The organism is Paenibacillus sp. FSL K6-2862 (genome assembly GCF_038005125.1).
Lineage (GTDB): Bacteria > Bacillota > Bacilli > Paenibacillales > Paenibacillaceae > Paenibacillus > Paenibacillus illinoisensis_A.
In genome coordinates this window covers 385,861-404,722 of record NZ_JBBOSN010000001.1, presented here as the reverse complement: position 1 = coordinate 404,722, position 18,862 = coordinate 385,861, and the positions used below count along the sequence as shown (strand labels likewise).

Annotated in this window: 17 protein-coding genes; 9 read left to right on the top strand and 8 right to left on the bottom strand. The window is 48.0% G+C overall.

Annotated elements, in window-relative coordinates:
- Window position 1 precedes the first annotated feature (1 nt).
- The 3 genes from MHB82_RS01960 to MHB82_RS01950 all read right to left on the bottom strand — a co-directional run bounded on the left by MHB82_RS01960 (window position 2) and on the right by MHB82_RS01950 (window position 3,238).
- A complete protein-coding gene (locus tag MHB82_RS01960) occupies window positions 2-1,336 on the bottom strand; it encodes a hypothetical protein (RefSeq protein ID WP_095361609.1) in 1,335 nt (444 codons plus the stop codon).
- A gap of 16 nt (window positions 1,337-1,352) precedes the next feature.
- Window positions 1,353-1,634, bottom strand: coding sequence for a hypothetical protein (locus MHB82_RS01955; protein WP_095361610.1), 282 nt, complete (start codon window positions 1,632-1,634; stop codon window positions 1,353-1,355).
- A 347-nt stretch (window positions 1,635-1,981) separates the two neighbouring features.
- Complete coding sequence (locus MHB82_RS01950) at window positions 1,982-3,238, bottom strand: DUF445 domain-containing protein (protein ID WP_095361611.1); 1,257 nt, start codon at window positions 3,236-3,238, stop codon at window positions 1,982-1,984.
- A 357-nt stretch (window positions 3,239-3,595) separates the two neighbouring features.
- Between MHB82_RS01950 and MHB82_RS01945 the strand changes: the two genes are divergently transcribed.
- Window positions 3,596-4,423: an aldo/keto reductase gene (locus tag MHB82_RS01945; RefSeq protein ID WP_095361612.1), complete on the top strand. Its 828-nt coding sequence runs from the start codon at window positions 3,596-3,598 to the stop codon at window positions 4,421-4,423.
- A 109-nt stretch (window positions 4,424-4,532) separates the two neighbouring features.
- On the opposite strand, the gene MHB82_RS01940 is transcribed toward MHB82_RS01945, so the two are convergent.
- Window positions 4,533-4,991, bottom strand: a complete 459-nt coding sequence (locus MHB82_RS01940; protein WP_095361613.1) for a cupin domain-containing protein — start codon at window positions 4,989-4,991, stop codon at window positions 4,533-4,535.
- A 212-nt stretch (window positions 4,992-5,203) separates the two neighbouring features.
- Here MHB82_RS01940 and MHB82_RS01935 point away from each other — a divergent pair, with 212 nt between their 5' ends.
- On the top strand, window positions 5,204-6,055 hold the full coding sequence (locus MHB82_RS01935; RefSeq protein ID WP_341173681.1) for an AraC family transcriptional regulator: 852 nt from the start codon (window positions 5,204-5,206) through the stop codon (window positions 6,053-6,055).
- A 153-nt stretch (window positions 6,056-6,208) separates the two neighbouring features.
- On the opposite strand, the gene MHB82_RS01930 is transcribed toward MHB82_RS01935, so the two are convergent.
- A complete protein-coding gene (locus MHB82_RS01930; protein WP_341173680.1) occupies window positions 6,209-7,822 on the bottom strand; it encodes a glycoside hydrolase family 28 protein in 1,614 nt (537 codons plus the stop codon).
- A gap of 460 nt (window positions 7,823-8,282) precedes the next feature.
- On the opposite strand from MHB82_RS01930, the gene MHB82_RS01925 reads away from it, so the two are divergent.
- The 4 genes from MHB82_RS01925 (at window position 8,283) to MHB82_RS01910 (ending at window position 11,424) form a co-directional block, all read left to right on the top strand.
- Window positions 8,283-9,011: an amino acid ABC transporter ATP-binding protein gene (locus MHB82_RS01925; RefSeq protein ID WP_341173679.1), complete on the top strand. Its 729-nt coding sequence runs from the start codon at window positions 8,283-8,285 to the stop codon at window positions 9,009-9,011.
- A 39-nt stretch (window positions 9,012-9,050) separates the two neighbouring features.
- Window positions 9,051-9,890 (top strand): ABC transporter substrate-binding protein, encoded by an 840-nt coding sequence (locus MHB82_RS01920; RefSeq protein ID WP_341173678.1) that lies wholly within the window; start codon window positions 9,051-9,053, stop codon window positions 9,888-9,890.
- A 104-nt stretch (window positions 9,891-9,994) separates the two neighbouring features.
- Entirely contained in the window at window positions 9,995-10,717 is a 723-nt protein-coding gene (locus MHB82_RS01915) for an amino acid ABC transporter permease (RefSeq protein ID WP_095361618.1), read from the top strand.
- Between the two features lie 56 nt (window positions 10,718-10,773).
- Entirely contained in the window at window positions 10,774-11,424 is a 651-nt protein-coding gene (locus MHB82_RS01910; RefSeq protein ID WP_095361619.1) for an amino acid ABC transporter permease, read from the top strand.
- Window positions 11,425-11,559: 135 nt separating this feature from the next.
- On the opposite strand, the gene MHB82_RS01905 is transcribed toward MHB82_RS01910, so the two are convergent.
- A complete protein-coding gene (locus MHB82_RS01905; RefSeq protein WP_095361627.1) occupies window positions 11,560-11,751 on the bottom strand; it encodes an aspartyl-phosphate phosphatase Spo0E family protein in 192 nt (63 codons plus the stop codon).
- A 469-nt stretch (window positions 11,752-12,220) separates the two neighbouring features.
- On the bottom strand, window positions 12,221-13,615 hold the full coding sequence (locus tag MHB82_RS01900; protein WP_341173677.1) for a transcriptional regulator: 1,395 nt from the start codon (window positions 13,613-13,615) through the stop codon (window positions 12,221-12,223).
- Between the two features lie 265 nt (window positions 13,616-13,880).
- Between MHB82_RS01900 and MHB82_RS01895 the strand changes: the two genes are divergently transcribed.
- Complete coding sequence (locus MHB82_RS01895; protein WP_341173676.1) at window positions 13,881-15,005, top strand: LLM class flavin-dependent oxidoreductase; 1,125 nt, start codon at window positions 13,881-13,883, stop codon at window positions 15,003-15,005.
- 84 nt (window positions 15,006-15,089) lie between these two features.
- Here MHB82_RS01895 and MHB82_RS01890 read toward each other — a convergent pair whose 3' ends face one another.
- Complete coding sequence (locus MHB82_RS01890; protein WP_095361630.1) at window positions 15,090-15,668, bottom strand: TetR/AcrR family transcriptional regulator; 579 nt, start codon at window positions 15,666-15,668, stop codon at window positions 15,090-15,092.
- Between the two features lie 269 nt (window positions 15,669-15,937).
- Between MHB82_RS01890 and MHB82_RS01885 the strand changes: the two genes are divergently transcribed.
- Together MHB82_RS01885 and MHB82_RS01880 are read left to right on the top strand one after the other, a co-directional pair.
- Window positions 15,938-17,146, top strand: coding sequence for an MFS transporter (locus MHB82_RS01885; protein WP_437126829.1), 1,209 nt, complete (start codon window positions 15,938-15,940; stop codon window positions 17,144-17,146).
- 218 nt (window positions 17,147-17,364) lie between these two features.
- Window positions 17,365-18,786, top strand: a complete 1,422-nt coding sequence (locus MHB82_RS01880) for an erythromycin esterase family protein (RefSeq protein WP_341173675.1) — start codon at window positions 17,365-17,367, stop codon at window positions 18,784-18,786.
- Window positions 18,787-18,862: the final 76 nt, after the last annotated feature.

Genomic DNA, 18,862 nt, shown 5'->3' with positions numbered 1-18,862 from the left:
TTTAATTAAAATGAACCGGACTCTCATCAGCCTGGCGGAAGGCATCTGCCTTCTGATCAATGAAGTCGAGGAATTGACTCGTATGCTTCATATGCCATGTACTTAATTCGTTAATGGACGCATCAAGCTGGGTTACAATGGGCTCCAGTCTGCGACTGCGGCTGGTATGCAGATATTGAGCCATACGGCTGCGCACCTGATTGAGCTCGGCGTTGCACTGCTGTGCATTTTGCTTCCAGCGGGAAGCGACACTCTTCAGTTCTTCCGGCGTTACCTGAATCAGACCGGAAGCAGCTCCTGCAGCTCCCCCGCCTACACCTGTTTTCGATAGGCGTGGCCCCATGTTTTTGCTGTAGCCAGTCAAGTAGTCCATCAGACGAGGTGAATAACCAATTCGCTCTCCGGTAATCGGATCGTACAGTTCATTGGAAATATAACCATTCTTGAAGTTATATTGATCAAGGCTGTGATAGTTTTCGCCGCCAAAAGAGTTCTTCGCTTTGTCTATGATGCTGACACCGTCGTTCGCTGTCGCGTAATCAGAATTGATATAGTAGGTTGTTCCCACATGCCGATCATATCCGCCAAGCGTACCGCTCGCTACCAGATCGCCCGGATGCGCATAGTTCGTAATCTGGCCATCGAATTTACCCGCTTCCGCCTGACGGCGTACTTCCGGGGTCAGGTTACCCATAACAGATGGGGCACTAAATGTCACTGCAGGTATGCCTGTGTACGCGGATGCATACTGTGCATTCCCCCCACCAAGGGAGTGTCCTGTCATCGAGAAATTCAGATCCCTATGCTTATCCTGCATGTGATTCGCGTAATTCTCGGCCTGATACATCTGGTTAGCCCAACCTGTTGGGGACACGGTTTTCTCAATATCTTTTACCCGGTCGCCAGCCCAGTTCTCCACATCTCGTACTCTGTCCCCGGCCCAATTTTCCACTTTGGATACCCCGGTGAAGTCCTTGACGTTCTCAACACCTTTGTCGAGCCATTCCGGTGTGAGACTATCGACAAATTTGCTGGTCTCTTGCTGGCCTTTGCGGATTAATTCCCCGCCACCAATGCGTCCATCCATAACAAAATCGGGAACAGATCTGTCCAGAGAGGCACTCCCCTCCGTACCGCGGTATGAAATGACTGCTTGCTTGGTCTCCGGGTTGTAGAATGTGACGGCATCAAAGCCGGACAATTTGTTGCTTTCCGTCCCTTCAAGCACCTCCCATCCAGGAAGCTCGGTTAATTTATCACCCGTTTTCTGATCCTGGTAGGCCAGGTCGGATAATGTTCTATATGTCTCGTCATCAATATTCGGCGGTTTGCTCAACAACTACACCTCCAGTTTATTTGGCGTACGGATCGTACCCTTTCGCTTGTATGGCTTCCTCAATCTCCGGGCTAATGACCAGATTCTTGGTTGTTTTCTTTTTGTAATCGTATGATATGCCGAAACTTTGACCCTCATGGTCCTTCACATGCCCTTTCAGACCGATCTGGGAAACCGCCATTTCAGGTAAAAGTTCTTTGCTGGTAATCACAACATCCAGTTCATATTTCTGCTTGAAGTACTGAACCACACTGGATTCGGCCTCCTGGTACAATGCTTGCTTCTCGCTTTCTTTCATATTGCTGCAGCCCCCCAAAATTAAAGTAACCATGATGATAAGTGCAATGAAGCCTTTAAGCCCTCCTGTACGTTGAATACCAATCCCCCCTCGGTCATAATCCTAAGCAGCATTTTAGAGTCCGCCCTATTCATTTGTTAACTGCATCATAGTACAAAATCAACATGCCCACATCGGCTCACGGCATCGTTTTTATATAACTTTCTTCCTAAATGGTTCCAGTAAAGGATTCGGGTTACATTACCCATTTTCCTGATTTTTGCAACAATTTCGCAGCATTTGCGCAGACACGCAAAAAAGAGCCGCCCCATATTAGGGCAGCCCTCCAACTTACTAAGCCTAAGATCTTATTCCAGTACCATCCGCAGGGCAGTCAGCGCAATACCGATAACGAATCCGGTCACGGCGCCGTTAATACGAATCCATTGAAGATCCTGACCTACCTTGTCCTCAATCAATGAGATTAATGAGGCATTATCCATTTTATCAACATTTTCACGGACCAGATTTCCGATCTTGGAGTGGTTTTTCTCCAGCAGCGTTGTTACGCCTTCGACAATCTTGGCATTCATGGCATCCAGCAATGCACTGTCTGAGCGCAGATCGGATAATACCCGCTCAATGGCAGGGAGCGCATACGTCTCCACATACTTTCCATCCTCCATAGCAGCGAGAGCTCTTTCCCTCAGTTCGGCAAGCTTGTTGAGCACGGTTTCTTCCGCGTTCCAGCTGTCCAGCAGGCTGTCTTTCCAGCCGTTCAATCCGCCGCGCACACTTTCGTTCAAGGCAAGACGCACCGCTTGAGTTCGAACCAGACCTAACACCTTATACCGGAGGGCACTTCCCTCACGTTTCATATCCTCTACCTGGTCAAATAAATATCCCTGCAGGATGCTGCCAAGCTTCTCCTCATTCATATAGCCAAGGAAGGCATTCATGGCAAATTGCATAAGGCCATTCATCTGAATGCCACTAATAGCTTTCATGCCGCTCTCACCCAGAAACGTGATGGTCTCCGGCTTCACCAGCCACTCTTCAGCCTGCTTCAACCCGTAGTCCAGTGCCTTCGTGTCATATCCACGTTCACTCAATTGGATGGACGCCCGTTCCAGGATCGGTCCAAGGTCGAAAGCCCCGGCCTGTGATTTGATCTCACTCGCAACCAGCGGCGCAATCTGCTCCAGCGGCAGCCCTGCCAAAATACGTTTGCACAGCGTGTCGATCATCGTTTTGACGCCATCATTGTGAAGTTCACGTGACATGATGTCGATTACCATTTCTGCTGCCTTGAAACCGGCAATTTTCTCGGTAATGCTGTCTTTGTTGAGCAGATTGTTCTCCACCGCAGAAACAAGGCCCTCCGTCATCTTATCCCGGTTTTTCGGCAGCAAGGCCGTATGCGGAATCGGAATGCCGAGCGGGTGGCGGAACAATGCCGTTACAGCGAACCAGTCGGCAAGCCCCCCTACCAATCCTGCTTCAAATGAACCCACCAGCAGCTTGCCTACAACACTGCCCTGAAACGGCAATGAAGCGGCAAAGCCTGCCCCCATTACGACGAGTGACCAGGCTGCTGCCTTTTTGGTTTGTTTAGGTTTAGCCATCATTCTTGCTCCTTTATCATTAATCGCACGTCTGATCCCAACTGGACCCATCCGTGCATATTCCGTTCTTTTTCGAATGTGAGTATTCCAAAGTCGTTAACAGCACTTTTCATTATTTTCGCTTCCACATCGCGTATACTTCATCTTATCACCCGCAAGCACCAAAACCAAACCTCCAACTGCCAAAAAAGAGTAAAAGAGCTTTATTTTCCGTTAATTTTCTGCCCATCTTTTTTCCATTCCCTAAGTGCTTTTAGTATAATCAGGAAAGATGGCCTATCCTATGCGATTGGCTGCCTTACAGCAGGGTAATTACATAGTGGGATAAATGAAGGAACAGGGGAGGAAATACGGATCATGAAAAACGTGCAGGACACAACGACACTCTATAACGGAGTCAAAATGCCTTGGCTGGGTTTTGGCGTATTCAAAGTGAAAGATGGAGAAGAAGTGGTTGAAGCCGTCAAAACGGCCATTCAGGCAGGTTATCGCAGCATCGATACAGCCAAAGCCTACAACAACGAGACCGGTGTAGCCCAAGGTATTCGTGAATCCGGAGTTGCCCGCGAGGATCTGTTCATTACCACCAAAGTTTGGAACAGCGACCAAGGCTATGAATCAACATTGGCCGCCTTCGAAGCCAGCATGGAACGACTCGAACTTGAATATCTTGATCTCTATTTGATTCACTGGCCAGTCAAGGGCAAATACAAGGATACATGGAGAGCACTAGAGAAACTGCACCGCGAAGGACGCATCCGCGCTATAGGCGTAAGCAACTTCCAGATTCACCATCTGGAGGATCTGATGACGGATGCCACCGTCAAACCTGCTGTGAATCAGGTCGAGCTTCACCCGCTACTGATTCAATCGGAGCTCCGGGACTACTGCAGTAAACACCAGATCCAAATTGAGGCCTGGTCTCCACTCGGCCAAGGCAATCTACTGGAACATCCGCTTCTTCAGGAAATTGCAGCGAAGTACAGCAAATCCCCCGCACAGGTCATTTTGCGCTGGGATCTTCAAAACGGCATCGTAACCATACCAAAATCCGTTACGCCACAGCGTATTCGAGAGAATGCTGATCTATATGATTTTGAACTGACTGCGGATGAGGTTGAACAGATTAATGGACTGAACGAAAACAAACGCTTCGGTTCGGATCCGGATAACTTTAACTTCTAAGTTCAGTCATTTAGACAAGCTTCATGAAATATAGGAAAAACCAAAAAAATCCCGATTTGAATGCATCTGCATCCGAATCGGGATTTCGCCGTTCAATCGTTTTAACCGATCAGCCTTTGGAAACCAGCTTGAAATCATCATAGTGGAAACCTGGTGCAACCACACACGTTACCAATACAGGCTCATCTCCCAGCGGACGTGCCGTTTGCCATACCCCAGCTGGAACAAGTACCTGCGGCGATTGCCCTGCAGCAAGATCCATGCCGAGCACGAGCACTTCCTCATTCTCAGGGTTTTCCCCTTTGCCGCCCAGTTTCAATTCAATTGGACTTCCGCTGTGCCACAACCACAGTTCATCGGACAAAACGGTGTGCCACTCGGAAATTTCATGCGGGTGCAGCAGGAAGTACGTCGAGCTTGCAGAAAATCTTGGACCCGAATAAGCTTCCGGCAGAACGGATTGCGGGATTTGATAAGAAGCCTTCCATACTTCCTTATACCAACCGCCTTCAACGTGTGGCTGCATATCCAGCGCAGCAACCAGAGGCGATAATTCATGTGTCGTCATAACCTGTTTCCTTCCTTCCAAATCATATTGGAGACCCTCTTCCAGAGTTTGGCCTCACTCTCCCTACTGTAAAACATCGCTGTTCGTTTGTCACCCTTAGAACCCGTCCATCCAATTTGAACGAAACTTTTGATAGCGTTTACAACAAACTGGATTTTCCGTTATGATATGGATATAAACGTAAATCAGACGAAGTAGAAGGGAGCCTGATCATGAGTATGATTGAGGATCGAATCGGACCCAAATATCGCATTGGGGAAAATTCATTCACCATTGAATACATGCGCAGACATGAAGGCAATGCCATGCCGCAGCCTCACGCTCATCCATTTTACGAGCTGTATTACCTGCTTGAAGGAGAACGGGTGTATTCCATGAACGGCCAGCTCCTGACCGCCAGCAAAGGTGATCTGATCCTCATTAATCCGCATGATGTGCATACAACGTCCAGAGGAAACAAGCCCGGATTCGAACGAATACTTATTGGTTTCTCTCCTTCGTTTGCCACCGGGATGGAACTTGGCGTGTGCGGTCTGCTCCCTTTCGAACGATCCAGGCTGCTTCACTTCCCCGAATCAGAGCAGCAAGAGATGGAACGCATGCTATGGCAGATGCTGCGCGAATGCAAGGAGCGTCGCCCTCACTATGAGATGGTTGTCCGAAGCCTGCTCGCTCAGCTTCTGATCCATATCTATCGCGTAGAAGAAAATAGCCGCCTGATGTCACCCGGCCCGATTCACCCGATGCAGGATAAAATCGGCGAGATTGCCGCTTACGTGAACAGACATTACAACGAACCGCTTACCCTGGAGGATGCGGCAGCCCGTTTCTATATCAGTCCATCCTATCTGAGCCGGATGTTCAGTCGGTTTACCGGTTTTCGTTTCAGTGAATATTTACGGGTTGTGCGGGTGCGGGAAGCGCAGCGGCGCCTATTGTCCACCCAGGAGCGGGTGCAGTTGATCGCGGAGAAGGTCGGGTTTGAGCACACGGCTCATTTCAACAAAACATTCAAACAGGTGACCGGAACCACCCCTTTGCGCTATCGAAAAGAGCATCGCTAGTACGGGGAATCTTGGAAAGTTGAAGATAGAAGCCGAGTGGGTAGCCCTACCCAGATGAATGTGTCTCTATATCACAAAAATCAGGATGACATCTTCTGGAGACACACGCTACACCACTGCGGCTGACTTGCCATTCTTTCGTATCAAGGACTCTTATCTGCGGATGAGCACACCGCTTCTTACTTCAGGACCCATGGAAATCTGGCGTCCTTCCTCATCTGCATCGTCCTCCCGGCACACAATTCCGGCAGACTCGTGTCCTGTTACAATCAGAAGCCGGCCGTCAGGCCCTTTTCCCTGAATTCCCTCTATTTCAGCACCCTTGCATTGGTGTAAATGGATCAATGATCCTTCGGAAATCCAGGCTCTCAGATTGGCAATTCTCAAGTGCTTCGCATGAGCACACTGTATACCGTTCCGAGCAGTGACGTCATATCCTTCGATTACTACACCGTCCAGAGGCATTTCGGGCAGTCCGCTTACGAATAAAGCCATCTCTGCACCTGCACAGATAACATCCGATATTCGAATATCACGGAACACCGGGGTCTCCTCACTAATGTCCTGAAACAGATCGCTGCCGCGGGCTGATCCCTCCATATTCGCATAGAAAAAGGAAAACGAGATGGCTTCCATGATGATATCTTTCATATAGATACGCTGAATTTCAATATCTTCAACAACTCCACCGCGCCCGCGGGCGCTTTTGAACCTTAGTCCAATATCCGTCCCAATAAACGTACAATCCGATACCCGCACATGCCGTACGCCACCCGACATCTCACTGCCAATAACGAATCCGCCATGACCATGATATACGGTGCAGTCCCGAATTGTAATATATTCAGATGGCAAACCGAGCTCTCGGCCTTCAGCGTCCTTGCCGGATTTCAGGCAGATGGCATCATCCCCCACATCGAACACACTGTGCTCCACGACAACATGACGGCATGACTCAATATCCAGCCCATCACCATTTTGAGAAAACCACGGATTTCGTACACTCACGTTACGTATGGTAACATGCTCCGATGCCCACGGATGCAGGTTCCATGCAGGTGAGTTCTGGAATGTTGGACCATCCAGCAGCACCCGCTTGCACCGACGCAAACTGACCATGTTCGGACGTAAAAAGTCTCTAGCTCCCTCATAAGCGGACAGTTCGCGCTCCTGTTCCATATGAAGCCGGTTGGCGATGGCGCCACCTTCGAGGGCCGAGGCCGAAGGCCACCAGATTTCTTCATTTTCACCCGAATGCTCTACAACACCACCGGAAGCAACCAATCGACTCCATTGTGAAGCGGTCATCTTGGACCGTTTGACTGGACGCCATGCTTCTCCGCTGCCATCCCATATTCCCTCACCTGTAATCGCGATATCCTCCAACGATTCTCCGTCAATTGGAGATTGGCATCTTACCACCTGCCACCCCTCGAAGCTCGAAGCAATCAGAGGATAATGATCAAACTCGCGACTGAACGTTACCAATGCTCCCGCCTCTGTGTGCAGCTCAATGCGACTGCGAAGCACAATCGGACCTGTCAGCCAGACCCCTGCCGGAATAACAATTCGTCCACCACCGGCTTCAGCACACGCCGCTATAGCAAGCCTGAACACCTCCGTGTTGTCCGTCACGCCGTCTCCTTTTGCTCCGTAGTCCGTGATGCGGAAATCCCGAGCAGGAATGTCAGGTAGAGCAACCTCATAGGCTTTCGTATCAGCTTGGATACCTTCTCCTGTACGTAATGGGGAGTAGTATGTATTCATCGTTCAGAACATCCTCTCTTCTCTGTATTGGGATTGGACTGTGATCGACATAGCATCGCTTTCAGGAATGAGTATTATCACCCATCATATCAACGGGATCTGGACCAAGGTTGTGTTTTTTTGCCATGTAGCGTTAGAATTTGAGGTTATTTGTTCCGTTACCCTGGACATAGGATAGGTATCAACATCAGTATACTCTATACATCTATTCCAAAGGTTGTAAAAACTCTAGGAGATTCGATTCATTTTTCTGTCAGGATTCGTCACAAACAACTTACCAACTTAACAAATACATGACGCATTTTTGGCCTACAGCCCTATTAAACCTCATACTTATGTCATGTTTTATTACAAACCAATTGCCAGAAGAAGGATGACTATGTATGATTAAATAACTAGTTTCAATTTATTCCTTATTATTCCTTTTCCAAACCAACGTTGCAGAAAGGATTGGTTACTCTTGATTGAATTTAGGGGTGTGCAGAAGCACTTTGGTCATTTTCATGTCCTCAAAGATATTCATCTTCACATTGAAGAAGGAGAGGTCGTTGTCATTATTGGCCCTTCCGGCTCTGGCAAAAGTACACTGCTCCGCTGCATCAACCGTCTGGAGACCATTACGGAAGGCGAACTCGTCGTCAGCGGTGTCCCTTTACATCAGAAAAAGGTGGACATCAACCTCTTCCGTCGCGACATTGGCATGGTATTTCAACACTTCAATCTCTATCCTCACAAAAAAGTCATCGATAACATTACACTTGCCCCAGTAAAGGTACGCAAACAGCCCAAAGCTGAGGCAGCTGCTACGGCAATGAAATATTTAACCCGTGTTGGCATTGCCGACAAGGCTGACAGCTATCCCTCCCAGTTGTCCGGTGGACAGCAGCAGCGGGTCGCTATTGCACGGGGACTCGCCATGGAGCCCAAAATCATGCTCTTTGACGAGCCCACCTCTGCGCTCGACCCCGAAATGATCGGGGAAGTACTGGATGTCATGCGCTCTCTCGCACATAACGGCATGACCATGGTTGTCGTTACCCATGAAATGGGCTTCGCCCGTGAAGTGGCAGACCGTGTCTTTTTCATGGACGAAGGACGGATCGTGGAAGAGGCTTCTGCCACAGAATTTTTCGATAACCCGCGGGAAGAGCGGGCACAGCAGTTCCTAAGTCGTCTAATTCATCATTGAGAATGATAGGATATTCCATTTTGAAAGGGGTCTTTACTCATGAAGAATTTGCTGAAGTGGCCGTCGTTTGTCCTTGTTTTGGTTCTCTCGCTGGCATTGGCCGGCTGTAGTACAGGAGAGGAATCTACCAGCAGCGGTGGTGGTGGCGGTGATGAGAATACTGCAGCCAAAGGAACCATTGAACAGATTAAGGAGCGCGGCAAGCTGATTGCCGGGGTCAAATATGATACGAAGCTCTTTGGCTTGAAGGACCCAGCAAGCGGTGAGGTCGAAGGATTCGATATTGATATCGCCAAGGCACTTGCCAAACAGATCCTTGGAGACGAGACCAAGGTTGAGCTGAAAGAGGTCACATCCAAAACCCGGATTCCCATGCTCCAGAACGGTGACATCGATATCATCATCGCTACTATGACGATCACAGACGAGCGGAAGGAGCAGGTGGATTTCAGTGACGTTTACTTCGAGGCAGGACAGTCCCTTCTTGTAAAAAATGATAGTGCCATCACCGGACTGGAGAGCCTTGGAGGTGTGAAGGTGCTCGCAGTTAAAGGTTCAACCTCTGCGCAGAATATTCGTGAAAAAGCTCCGGATGCCGAAGTACTGGAATTCGACAACTATCAGGATGCCTTCACTGCGCTCAAAGCAGGCAAAGGTGAGGCACTGACGACGGACAATATCATACTGATCGGCATGCAGCAAACGGACAACAACTACAAGCTGGTTGGTGGCAACTTCACAAGTGAGCCATATGGAATGGCTATCCGCAAAGGCGACTCTGCTTTTGTAGAAGAAGTAAACAACCTGCTCAAGAGCATGAAAGACAGTGGTGAATACGATACGTTACATGAAAAATGGCTTGGCACCAAGCCCGAGTAACCTCGATTAACGATGAACGAGCGGCGGTTTTCATCTGTAGGGACTAAACCACCCGTATAGCATGAGTCGCCGCTTCACATCTGGAGAACGGAGGCTTCGCCTACATGGGCAAATTGGATTTTGATGTATTGTTCAAGCATTCCGATCGTTTCCTGGAGGGATTCCTCAATACGATTCAAGTAAGCATCATGGCTTTGATCGGCAGTTTTATCCTTGGAGCAATCATGGCAATCTTTCGGATATCCCCCATCAAGCCGCTCAATTGGATCGGTACGGCTTTTGTGGAATTCATTCGAAATATTCCGCTTCTGCTGGTCGTGTTCTTCTTTTACCTTGGACTGCCCGCCCTTGGCATTTCACTGGACGGGTTTGTCTCTGGTACGCTAGGTCTTACCATCTACACAGCAGCTTTTATTGCAGAAGCCATCCGGGCAGGCATTCAGACCGTCCCCCGGGGACAGCTGGAGGCCGCTAGATCTTCAGGTTTGTCCTACGTACAGGCCATGAACCTGATTATTTTGCCGCAGGCAATCAAGATTGTGCTTCCATCCATCGGCAATCAATTTATCAACCTGGTCAAAAACTCCTCCATTCTTGCCGTTGTTGCTGGCATGGACCTGATGTATTTTGCCGATCTGGTCAATTCGGATACGTTCCAGCCACTGAGCGTGTATACCATTGTTGCACTTTTCTACCTGGTACTGACGCTGCCGCTCAGTTTTCTGGTTCATTATATGGAGCGCAGGTTTGGACAGAGCGACGCCGAAGCACGAGGCCGCAAGGGCAAGCCGAAGAAAAACAAGCCGGCCGGGCAGGTTACCATGTGATTTAGCCATACCACTATTCAGCCTAAGCATTACTCACAGAAGGAGGTCGATGTACTATGGACTTTAGCGGGGCTTATGCCTGGCCCAACCTTCGTTTCCTGCTGCATGGATTCCTGATCACCTTGCAGGTGGCAGGACTGTCAATCGTCTTCAGCTTTGTTCTCGGCACCGTGCTGGGTACCGTCCGGTATACCCGTATTCCGGTCCTGTCACAGATCATTGCGGTTATTGTGGATACAATTCGAAACCTGCCGCTGCTGCTGATCATCTTCTTCATTCATATTGTCCTGCCCCAGCTGGGGATTAAGATGTCCGTCTTCTGGTCCACCGTCGTTGGGCTTAGCCTGTTCGAAGGCGCCATGATCGCCGAAATCGTTCGTAGCGGTCTCAAATCGGTTGAGCGCGGACAGGTGGAAGCCGCCCGTTCCTCCGGTCTCAGCTATATGCAGACCCTGGGCAGCATCATTATGCCACAGGCACTGCGCCGCATGTCGCCGCCGATGGTCAGTCAGTTCATCTCCCTGCTGAAGGATACGTCCCTGGCCATTATCATCTCCTTGCCGGAGCTGATGCACAACGTGCAGATCCTGGGCGGTCAGAGCTTCGATTACGTTATCCCGGCGCTCCTGCTCGCAGCGGTCTTGTATTTTGTCATCAACTACACCCTTTCCATCGTGGCCCGGCGCCTTGAGGCAAGAATGAATTAAATGTTCAGAAGGTTAAATCACGCCGTGCTTCCTGCTTAATTGTAGCTAGCTTTAGCAACAGCCAACCTTATCCTCTACGGTTGGCTGTTTTCGTTCCTTTAGCTGCATGCTTTTGAAACTAAAAAACCGACTGCATTATGCAATCGGTTGTCTGTTCATATATTGTTGTTTTCTATATTTAAAACGGTTATATTCATTAATCAATTCGTCCAGTACCATCGATTGTTGAAGGACTTTGTAGTCTTGCATGCCATGATGCTCCGCCAAACGACTTAATTCTTGCCTGTTCCGTTCAATCTGGTCTACAACTTGACTTGGTCCTTTCATAGCATGCACCCCCTTCTTTTATAGACCATTTTAGGATAGATTGCCAAAAAATTCATATTTTATTCCTTTGCAAATCAAAAAGTTTATTTGCAGAGGTATTCATTCATTACCAAGCATTTTGCAACAATTCAAGATATAGACTTAAGACTAACCAACATTAGGTGTTTAACCGCATTCACATTCCACATCTTGTATAGAATTAAATGATTATTTTCACGTACGGATTCCAATTAACCAACTCTTAATTGCAGCTAACTATTAACATCTCTCAATTGCTATGGTTGATTCATATTAGAATACATTCACAAAAGAGCGTTCATTTCCTAAATCCGGAAAGAACGCTCGTCCACATTTAACAACATCTATACACAAACCTAAGACTTTTTAATATCCACCTGTGCCGTGACTGGATACAGAACTTCTCATGGAATCCATAGGGTTAATCATACCTGTAATCAAAAGGATTGAACTAAACAGCATTAATACTAACGTGGCTTTTTTTAGCATATCGACCATAAACCTCCTTGATAAGATTAGAATAGTTTAGCTTAACAGATTCAGTCGCTTGATGCCTGTATTCTTCGAATAAACCTACACAGTAAATGATTGTTGAGTCATCTTTGATTTTATGAGCTGATGACAAACAAGTCATTAGACTCCTAAATCCTTCTTCATATCTTTCCTTAGATAACTGATAGAACGCTAATTCTGCCCAAAATTTGGTGTACCTATCATCTTTGACTTGAACAACATAGCTAGTTTCGTGATTGCCTTCCTCAAATAAAAGATGAATATATAGATCAAACCTCCTGAGGGCGTGGTCTACATTCAAATTGTATAGATTTGCTGCTTCCATAACCTTAACCAACCCAAGAAGTGTTTCATTTTCGTCTTCATCAATAAAATCCAAATAGGAATCTAAGGCTTCGTAATCACCCAACATCAATTTATAAAGGTAGGAATTAACTTCCGCCCAATCCTTAAATCTTTTAATAAATATAAGATCCTCTGCTGTAGGGTCATCAACAACAACATTGGAGTACAGCGTTGTAAGATTCAAAGCTTTTTCGTAATTTCCTCGCTCGCCCCACACATTAGACATCAATAAATGCGCATAAGATCTGTAGGTGAATAGAGGGTGCTTGGAAACTCTATGGTTATCTAAACCTTTTTTCTTCGTTAGATATTGTTCCAAAAATCCAACTCGCTGCTCTAGTTCACCAGCTAATTGAAATACCTTATCCCAGTGGCGCAATCCACTATATGTATTAGCCAATTCCCTGATTGCGTCCAGCTGTCGCTCTTCATCCAGCCGGTTAATATACGGCTCGAAGTGTACTGCAGCCCTGAGATTCTCATGCTGGTCCTGGCTCAGAGACAAGGTGAAGATGCGATAATGGCATAGTGCCAGACGTTCGGAGTGCTGGTACTTCTCACACTCGGCGACACATTCGTACAGCATTCGCGCAGCCTTCTTCTGACCACGTTCAAGCATATACTCGGCCAGCTCGAACAATTCGGACACATAGGAGCGGTCATCCGTCACTTGCTGAATTACCCTCTGTATGCAGTCCAGCTTGTCCAACTCAGCGCAGCGTTGCAGGAACGGCTCCAGCCTTCTCCAGTGCGGTGCGGATTCCACAAAACATTCAGCACCATATATTTCGTAGAAGTGGCCCTCTTCCAGCTTCATGCCCTGGGTGATGAGGTCCAATTGAGCCATGGCGATCGGCCGTGTACCTTTGATAATTGCACTTAACGTCCCGGCGTTAACCCCCGATATATCAGCAAAGTATTGAAGGGTATACCCCTGTTTCCTGATGTAATCCTCAATATTTGAGCGTATCGTAGTTGTAGGTTCCATGTCTCCCACCTCCACAATGAAAATCCAGAAATTTGAATTTCTATGATAAGTACAATTTTAATCCTAAATTTTACAGCGGTCAATAAAAATCGTGGCAATTTCCTGCACATTTAGACATTTATATTGAATATATTTCGTCTTATAGAAAAAATCCATTAGAAGAATCGAAACGGACATGTTACAGTAAGTTTAATTCATAATATCCTACTATTTCCATAGGATTAAACAACACAGAATGGCCAATCCAGTTCAAGGAGAAGTTCAGATGAAATTTGCCTTGTTTAGCCTCATGATGAACCTGCCTAATGCGGTCACTGGTGAAGCTCTCACGACACAGCAGAAATTCCACAACATTCTGGAGCAAGCCAGACTGGCCGAGCGTTTGGGTTTCGATGCGTACGGGATTGGTGAACGGCACGGGGCACCTTTTCTGTCCTCTTCACCTCCAGTTGTATTGACTGCTATAGCTGCAGCTACCTCACGTATCCGGTTGCTTACCACAGTCACTGTTCTGAGCGTACTGGATCCAGTGCGGGTTGCAGAGGATTATGCAACGCTGGATCAGTTATCTGGTGGACGGCTGGAGATGATCATCGGGAAAGGCAATGACCCCCGGCACTATCTGCTGTTTGGCATTCGTGAAGAGGAACAGTGGGTTTCCCTTGCTGAACGTTATGAACTGCTGAAGCGCCTGTGGACGGAGGAGAATGTAACCTGGCAGGGCACGTATCGACCTCCCCTTCATGAGGTTACCACTTGGCCGAGACCACTCCAGCAATCCATTCCAATCTGGCATGGCAGCGCGTCGAGTACACTCTCTACTGAACTGGCTGCGAAATATGGTGAGCCGCTTTTCACTTCGAATTCTTTTCATCCCCTGGCAAAATACAAAGCATTGATTGACCATTATCGGGAACGCCTCGATTATTATGGTCATGATGCAAGGCGTGCGGTGATCGGATCGGGAGCAGGCAGCCTGTATCTGGCAGATACTCGTGAGGAGGCGATTCGTCGCTACACACCTTACTATAATGCATTTCATGCTACCGCTGCCGCACAGCATAACCAGTCACCCTTCACAGATCTGGAAGATAACATTGCACGTGGACCCGTGCTTATTGGCAGTCCGGAACAGGTCATTGAGAAAATCATGGATTACCATGCCGCTTTCGGACATCAGGTGCTAAGCATTAGCGTGGATGGACTCAGTCATAGTGAGCAGCTGGAGCAAGTGGAGCGCTTTGCCCACGACGTAGCACCTGTATTACGACGAGAATTGCCGAGTGTGGTATGGAACGCTCCCCCCGTTTTAAGCCAGCAATCTCCTTCCTCTGCCTCCGATACTTCTGCTTCTTGGCCCTCAGCCATTTCTCCCCTGTTTCAGGTATGACGCAGCCTCGCCAGATACGCCTTCATACAGGGTGATTCATGAGAATCGCCCTGTTACCCTTCGGCTTTCGTTCCTTCTCTCCGCTTACTTGGACTTAATCCCTGCAAATAGTGAATCCAGTAGCCTCTGTACAAACTCAGGATCCATTGGTTCCCCCGTCACTAACATGCGATAGAACACCGGCCCGTAGATCATGTCGATGCACAAACCGATATCCAGGTCACTCTTCAATTCGCCCCGCGTTACGCCCTTTTCAATAATCCCCCAAGCTTCACGCCGACGAGGCTGAATATATCTGGTCCGATATTCTACCGCAAGACCTGGATCTGACTGCCCTTCTCCGATAATCTCTGTAATGGCCTTTCCGTCCTGGCTGGTCAAAAATTGAATCATATTACTCGCATGAATGCGTACATCCTCAAATACCGATCCTGTATCCGGGACAGGCAATCTTGCTGTCATGGCCGACATGTATCCATCCATAATGACAGCCCCCTTATTGGGCCACCATTTATATATGGTTGCTTTGCTTACTTGCGCTCGCTCAGCTATCTTTTCAACCGTAATCGCGGCAAAGCCATGTTCCAATAATAACTCATAGGCTGCTGCCAGAATGGCATTCTGGGTTTCCATGTTGCGGGGACGCCCTCTTTTGGCTGTCATCTAGACCCCTCCTTGTTTCTAAGCACACATTTCATTTCTATTTTCTTAAAAACGATACGTTCATTATACTAAATTGCCCACTACATAAACAATTTGCTCCTCCGACGATGCTGATTCTCCCAAATAATTTATTTGCGCCTATTTACAATACTAGACGTTTAGTTTATTATATGTTTGTAATTAGTGAACGAACTGTTTAGAAAATAATGATTCCAGCTGTATTGACTCATTATGAGTAGTAATTTAATACCATGTGGAGGATGATAATCATGAACATGAAAAACGATGTGCAAGCAAAACAGGTTCCCCGTTGGCTGGTTTTCCTTTTGGCTGCGGCATGCGGACTCATTGTGGCTAATCTGTACTACGCACAGACCGTAATCGGGCCGATCAGTGATTCGACAGGATTGTCGCCTGCTGCGGCAGGATTAATCGTAACGTTAACACAAGTTGGATATGTCATCGGACTGCTGTTTATCGTACCGCTCAGTGACATTATGGAGAATCGGCGGCTCGTAACTTCCTTTCTGGTATTACTGGTTGTTGCCTTGGCTGCAGCAGCGTTCTCCACTCATGCTGTATTATTTCTAACGGCCTCTCTGGTTATCGGTGTAGGTTCCGTCGTTGCCCAGATTCTCGTACCCTACGCGACTTACCTTACTTCGGAAGAACAACGCGGGCAGGTCGTAGGCAATGTCATGAGCGGCCTTCTTCTTGGCATCATGCTGGCTCGTCCGGTGGCAAGCTTCATTACGGATGCTTTTGGTTGGCAGGCTGTCTTTATCTTCTCCGCTATCGTTATTGCACTGCTCGCTCTGCTATTATCACGCGCTCTTCCTGCACGCAAGCCTCAGCCTGCAATGAAATATGGTCAGCTCATTGTTTCACTGGGTACCCTGTTTAAAACTCTGCCCATGCTGCGCCGCCGGGCGCTGTATCAGGCCAGCTTGTTTGGTGCCTTTAGTCTCTTCTGGACCACTGTACCCTTGCGGCTGGCGAATGATTTTGGCATGACCCAGCAGGGCATTGCCTGGTTTGCCCTAGCCGGGGTGGGCGGGGCCATTGCGGCTCCCATCGCGGGCAGATGGGCAGACAAAGGCCTGACCCGGATATTGACCGGTCTCGCCATTGTAATTGCTGTTCTATCCTTCGGCCTTGCGTACGTGTTCCAGGGACATTCGACTGCTGAGCTGGTTCTACTGGTCGTTGTTGCCATTACACTCGACATGGCAGTCTCGGGCAATCTCGTTCTGGGGCAGCGCGTCATCTACTCCCTTGCTGGCGAAGCAAGAGGACGGGTGAACGGGATCTTCATGTCGATCTTCTTTATTGGAGGTGCCCTTGGTTCCTCTATTGGAAGCTGGTCTTACGCATCAGGTGGCTGGAGTCTGACGACACTAATAGGCCTGATCATGCCGCTGCTGGCCCTCGGTTACTATTTCACTGAAAAGAAAGCCAGCATTGTCAGCAACTCATAACCGATTCCCATAATTAATATAAAAGGAGCCTAATCCCAGTGATTAGGCTCCTTCTTTCGCATTTTTATCAAGGTCTGCCCATTCACTTAAATGACCAAATAAGCTGCCAATAGAGAAAGCACAACAACATTATAATTCCGCGTTATACTTTCTTTAGAATTAGCCCGTATCCTTGGGTTATGGATTTTAACATATCATTCATACGGAGGATACACATCATGAACCTGAAATATCGTTTTATTCAAAAAACAGCCGTACTCGGCATGGCTATTGCCATGATTGCTGGCTCCGCTTCGGCAGCAGCCTCACCTATAGCTAAGGAGCAATGGGTGCAGGAGCATGCCCATGAGATCACATCCCTGACCTCGGACAACTACAGTGACCTTGCCTTTCTAAAGCCATTGCTGCAGGACAAGAAAGTAGTTAGTCTGGGAGAGAACTTTCACCGGGTTGCGGAATACAGTGCCATCAAAACGCGCATGATCAAATTTTTGCATGAAGAACTCGGCTATGATGTCATTGCATTCGAATCCGGCATGGGGGATGCAGCCGTTGCCTATGAACAAGGCGCGAACCTGACGCCTGCCCAGATGATGGAGCTTTCCATTTTCCCGATCTGGCACTCGCAGGAAACACTCGGCCTCTACGAATACATTCAGGAGCAGAGCAAGACGGATCATCCACTGATTCTTGCAGGATATGATATGCAGTTTACGACCGGGTACTTAACCCAATTTATCAGTGACTGGATTAGCAGTCTGGATCCTGCCAGAGGCAAGCAGTTCTATGCATTTGAGATGCAGGGCATCACGGATTTGTATGCCGTCCTTAACAAATATGGTATCGACAGCGACAACAATCCCGAATTCAAGGCGGCCATTCACCAAGTGAAGGAAGCTTATTCTCCTCAGTACGAGGAATTGGTTCATTGGATCACCGAGCATAAGCAGGAACTCGTAAAGTCATTCCCGGATAACCCGAAACTGGCTGACATGATGATCCGTGTGCTGAAGGACCGGAGCAAATTTATCGAGATGGCTGCCTACGACACTCGGGAGAGTTACGAATTCCGCGACCGTGCCATGGCTGATAATCTGGAGTGGCTAATGGACGTCATGTATCCAGGTAAAAAATTCATTCTTTGGGCTCACAATGACCATCTCGCCAAGAGCACATCGACCATTCTCAATCCTCCTATCGGAGAAGGTAACGGGAACTCGGGGTTGTGGCAATCCAGCTTCAAAAGCATGGGCGAAATGATGCATGAGAAGCTGCAGGAAGACATGTATGTGATCGGGCTTTATATGAATGAAGGACAAGCGAGCGAGATTTCCACAGGCCAATCGTTTGATATCTCTCCGATGCCTCGCGGCAGTCTGGAGTATACCTTAATGAAATCCGGTTTCCGTAATACATACATTGATCTCTCCGAAGCCAAAAACGCTACAGGTGCTGCAGCCTGGTTGTCCCGCCCGGTCTTTGCAGCAGAGGATGGCATGGTGGATGAAGTCATTCATCCGATGTCGATGAACTTCATCCCGGCTGAACAATATGATGGCATTCTGTTAATCGACAAAGTCAAATCACCAACCACCACCTACAAAGGCGGCTTCAAGGATCACATGCAGCAGCAAAAGTAACCCAAAACGCTGTAACAGGGTAACCTATCAAAAAAAGAGGCAGACATTCCTTTCGGGAATACCTGCCTCTTTGGCT

Excerpts from the sequence above, each read along its gene's own strand:
- MHB82_RS01930 (WP_341173680.1), bottom strand. The coding sequence starts at position 7,822 with ATGAATACATACTACTCCCCATTACGTACAGGAGAAGGTATCCAAGCT.
- MHB82_RS01880 (WP_341173675.1), top strand. The coding sequence starts at position 17,365 with ATGAACCTGAAATATCGTTTTATTCAAAAAACAGCCGTACTCGGCATG.
- MHB82_RS01955 (WP_095361610.1), bottom strand. The coding sequence starts at position 1,634 with ATGAAAGAAAGCGAGAAGCAAGCATTGTACCAGGAGGCCGAATCCAGT.
- MHB82_RS01915 (WP_095361618.1), top strand. The coding sequence starts at position 9,995 with ATGGGCAAATTGGATTTTGATGTATTGTTCAAGCATTCCGATCGTTTC.
- MHB82_RS01920 (WP_341173678.1), top strand. The coding sequence starts at position 9,051 with ATGAAGAATTTGCTGAAGTGGCCGTCGTTTGTCCTTGTTTTGGTTCTC.
- MHB82_RS01940 (WP_095361613.1), bottom strand. The coding sequence starts at position 4,991 with ATGACGACACATGAATTATCGCCTCTGGTTGCTGCGCTGGATATGCAG.
- MHB82_RS01885 (WP_437126829.1), top strand. The coding sequence starts at position 15,938 with ATGAACATGAAAAACGATGTGCAAGCAAAACAGGTTCCCCGTTGGCTG.
- MHB82_RS01935 (WP_341173681.1), top strand. The coding sequence starts at position 5,204 with ATGAGTATGATTGAGGATCGAATCGGACCCAAATATCGCATTGGGGAA.
- MHB82_RS01900 (WP_341173677.1), bottom strand. The coding sequence starts at position 13,615 with ATGGAACCTACAACTACGATACGCTCAAATATTGAGGATTACATCAGG.
- MHB82_RS01910 (WP_095361619.1), top strand. The coding sequence starts at position 10,774 with ATGGACTTTAGCGGGGCTTATGCCTGGCCCAACCTTCGTTTCCTGCTG.
- MHB82_RS01950 (WP_095361611.1), bottom strand. The coding sequence starts at position 3,238 with ATGGCTAAACCTAAACAAACCAAAAAGGCAGCAGCCTGGTCACTCGTC.
- MHB82_RS01895 (WP_341173676.1), top strand. The coding sequence starts at position 13,881 with ATGAAATTTGCCTTGTTTAGCCTCATGATGAACCTGCCTAATGCGGTC.
- MHB82_RS01905 (WP_095361627.1), bottom strand. The coding sequence starts at position 11,751 with ATGAAAGGACCAAGTCAAGTTGTAGACCAGATTGAACGGAACAGGCAA.
- MHB82_RS01945 (WP_095361612.1), top strand. The coding sequence starts at position 3,596 with ATGAAAAACGTGCAGGACACAACGACACTCTATAACGGAGTCAAAATG.
- MHB82_RS01890 (WP_095361630.1), bottom strand. The coding sequence starts at position 15,668 with ATGACAGCCAAAAGAGGGCGTCCCCGCAACATGGAAACCCAGAATGCC.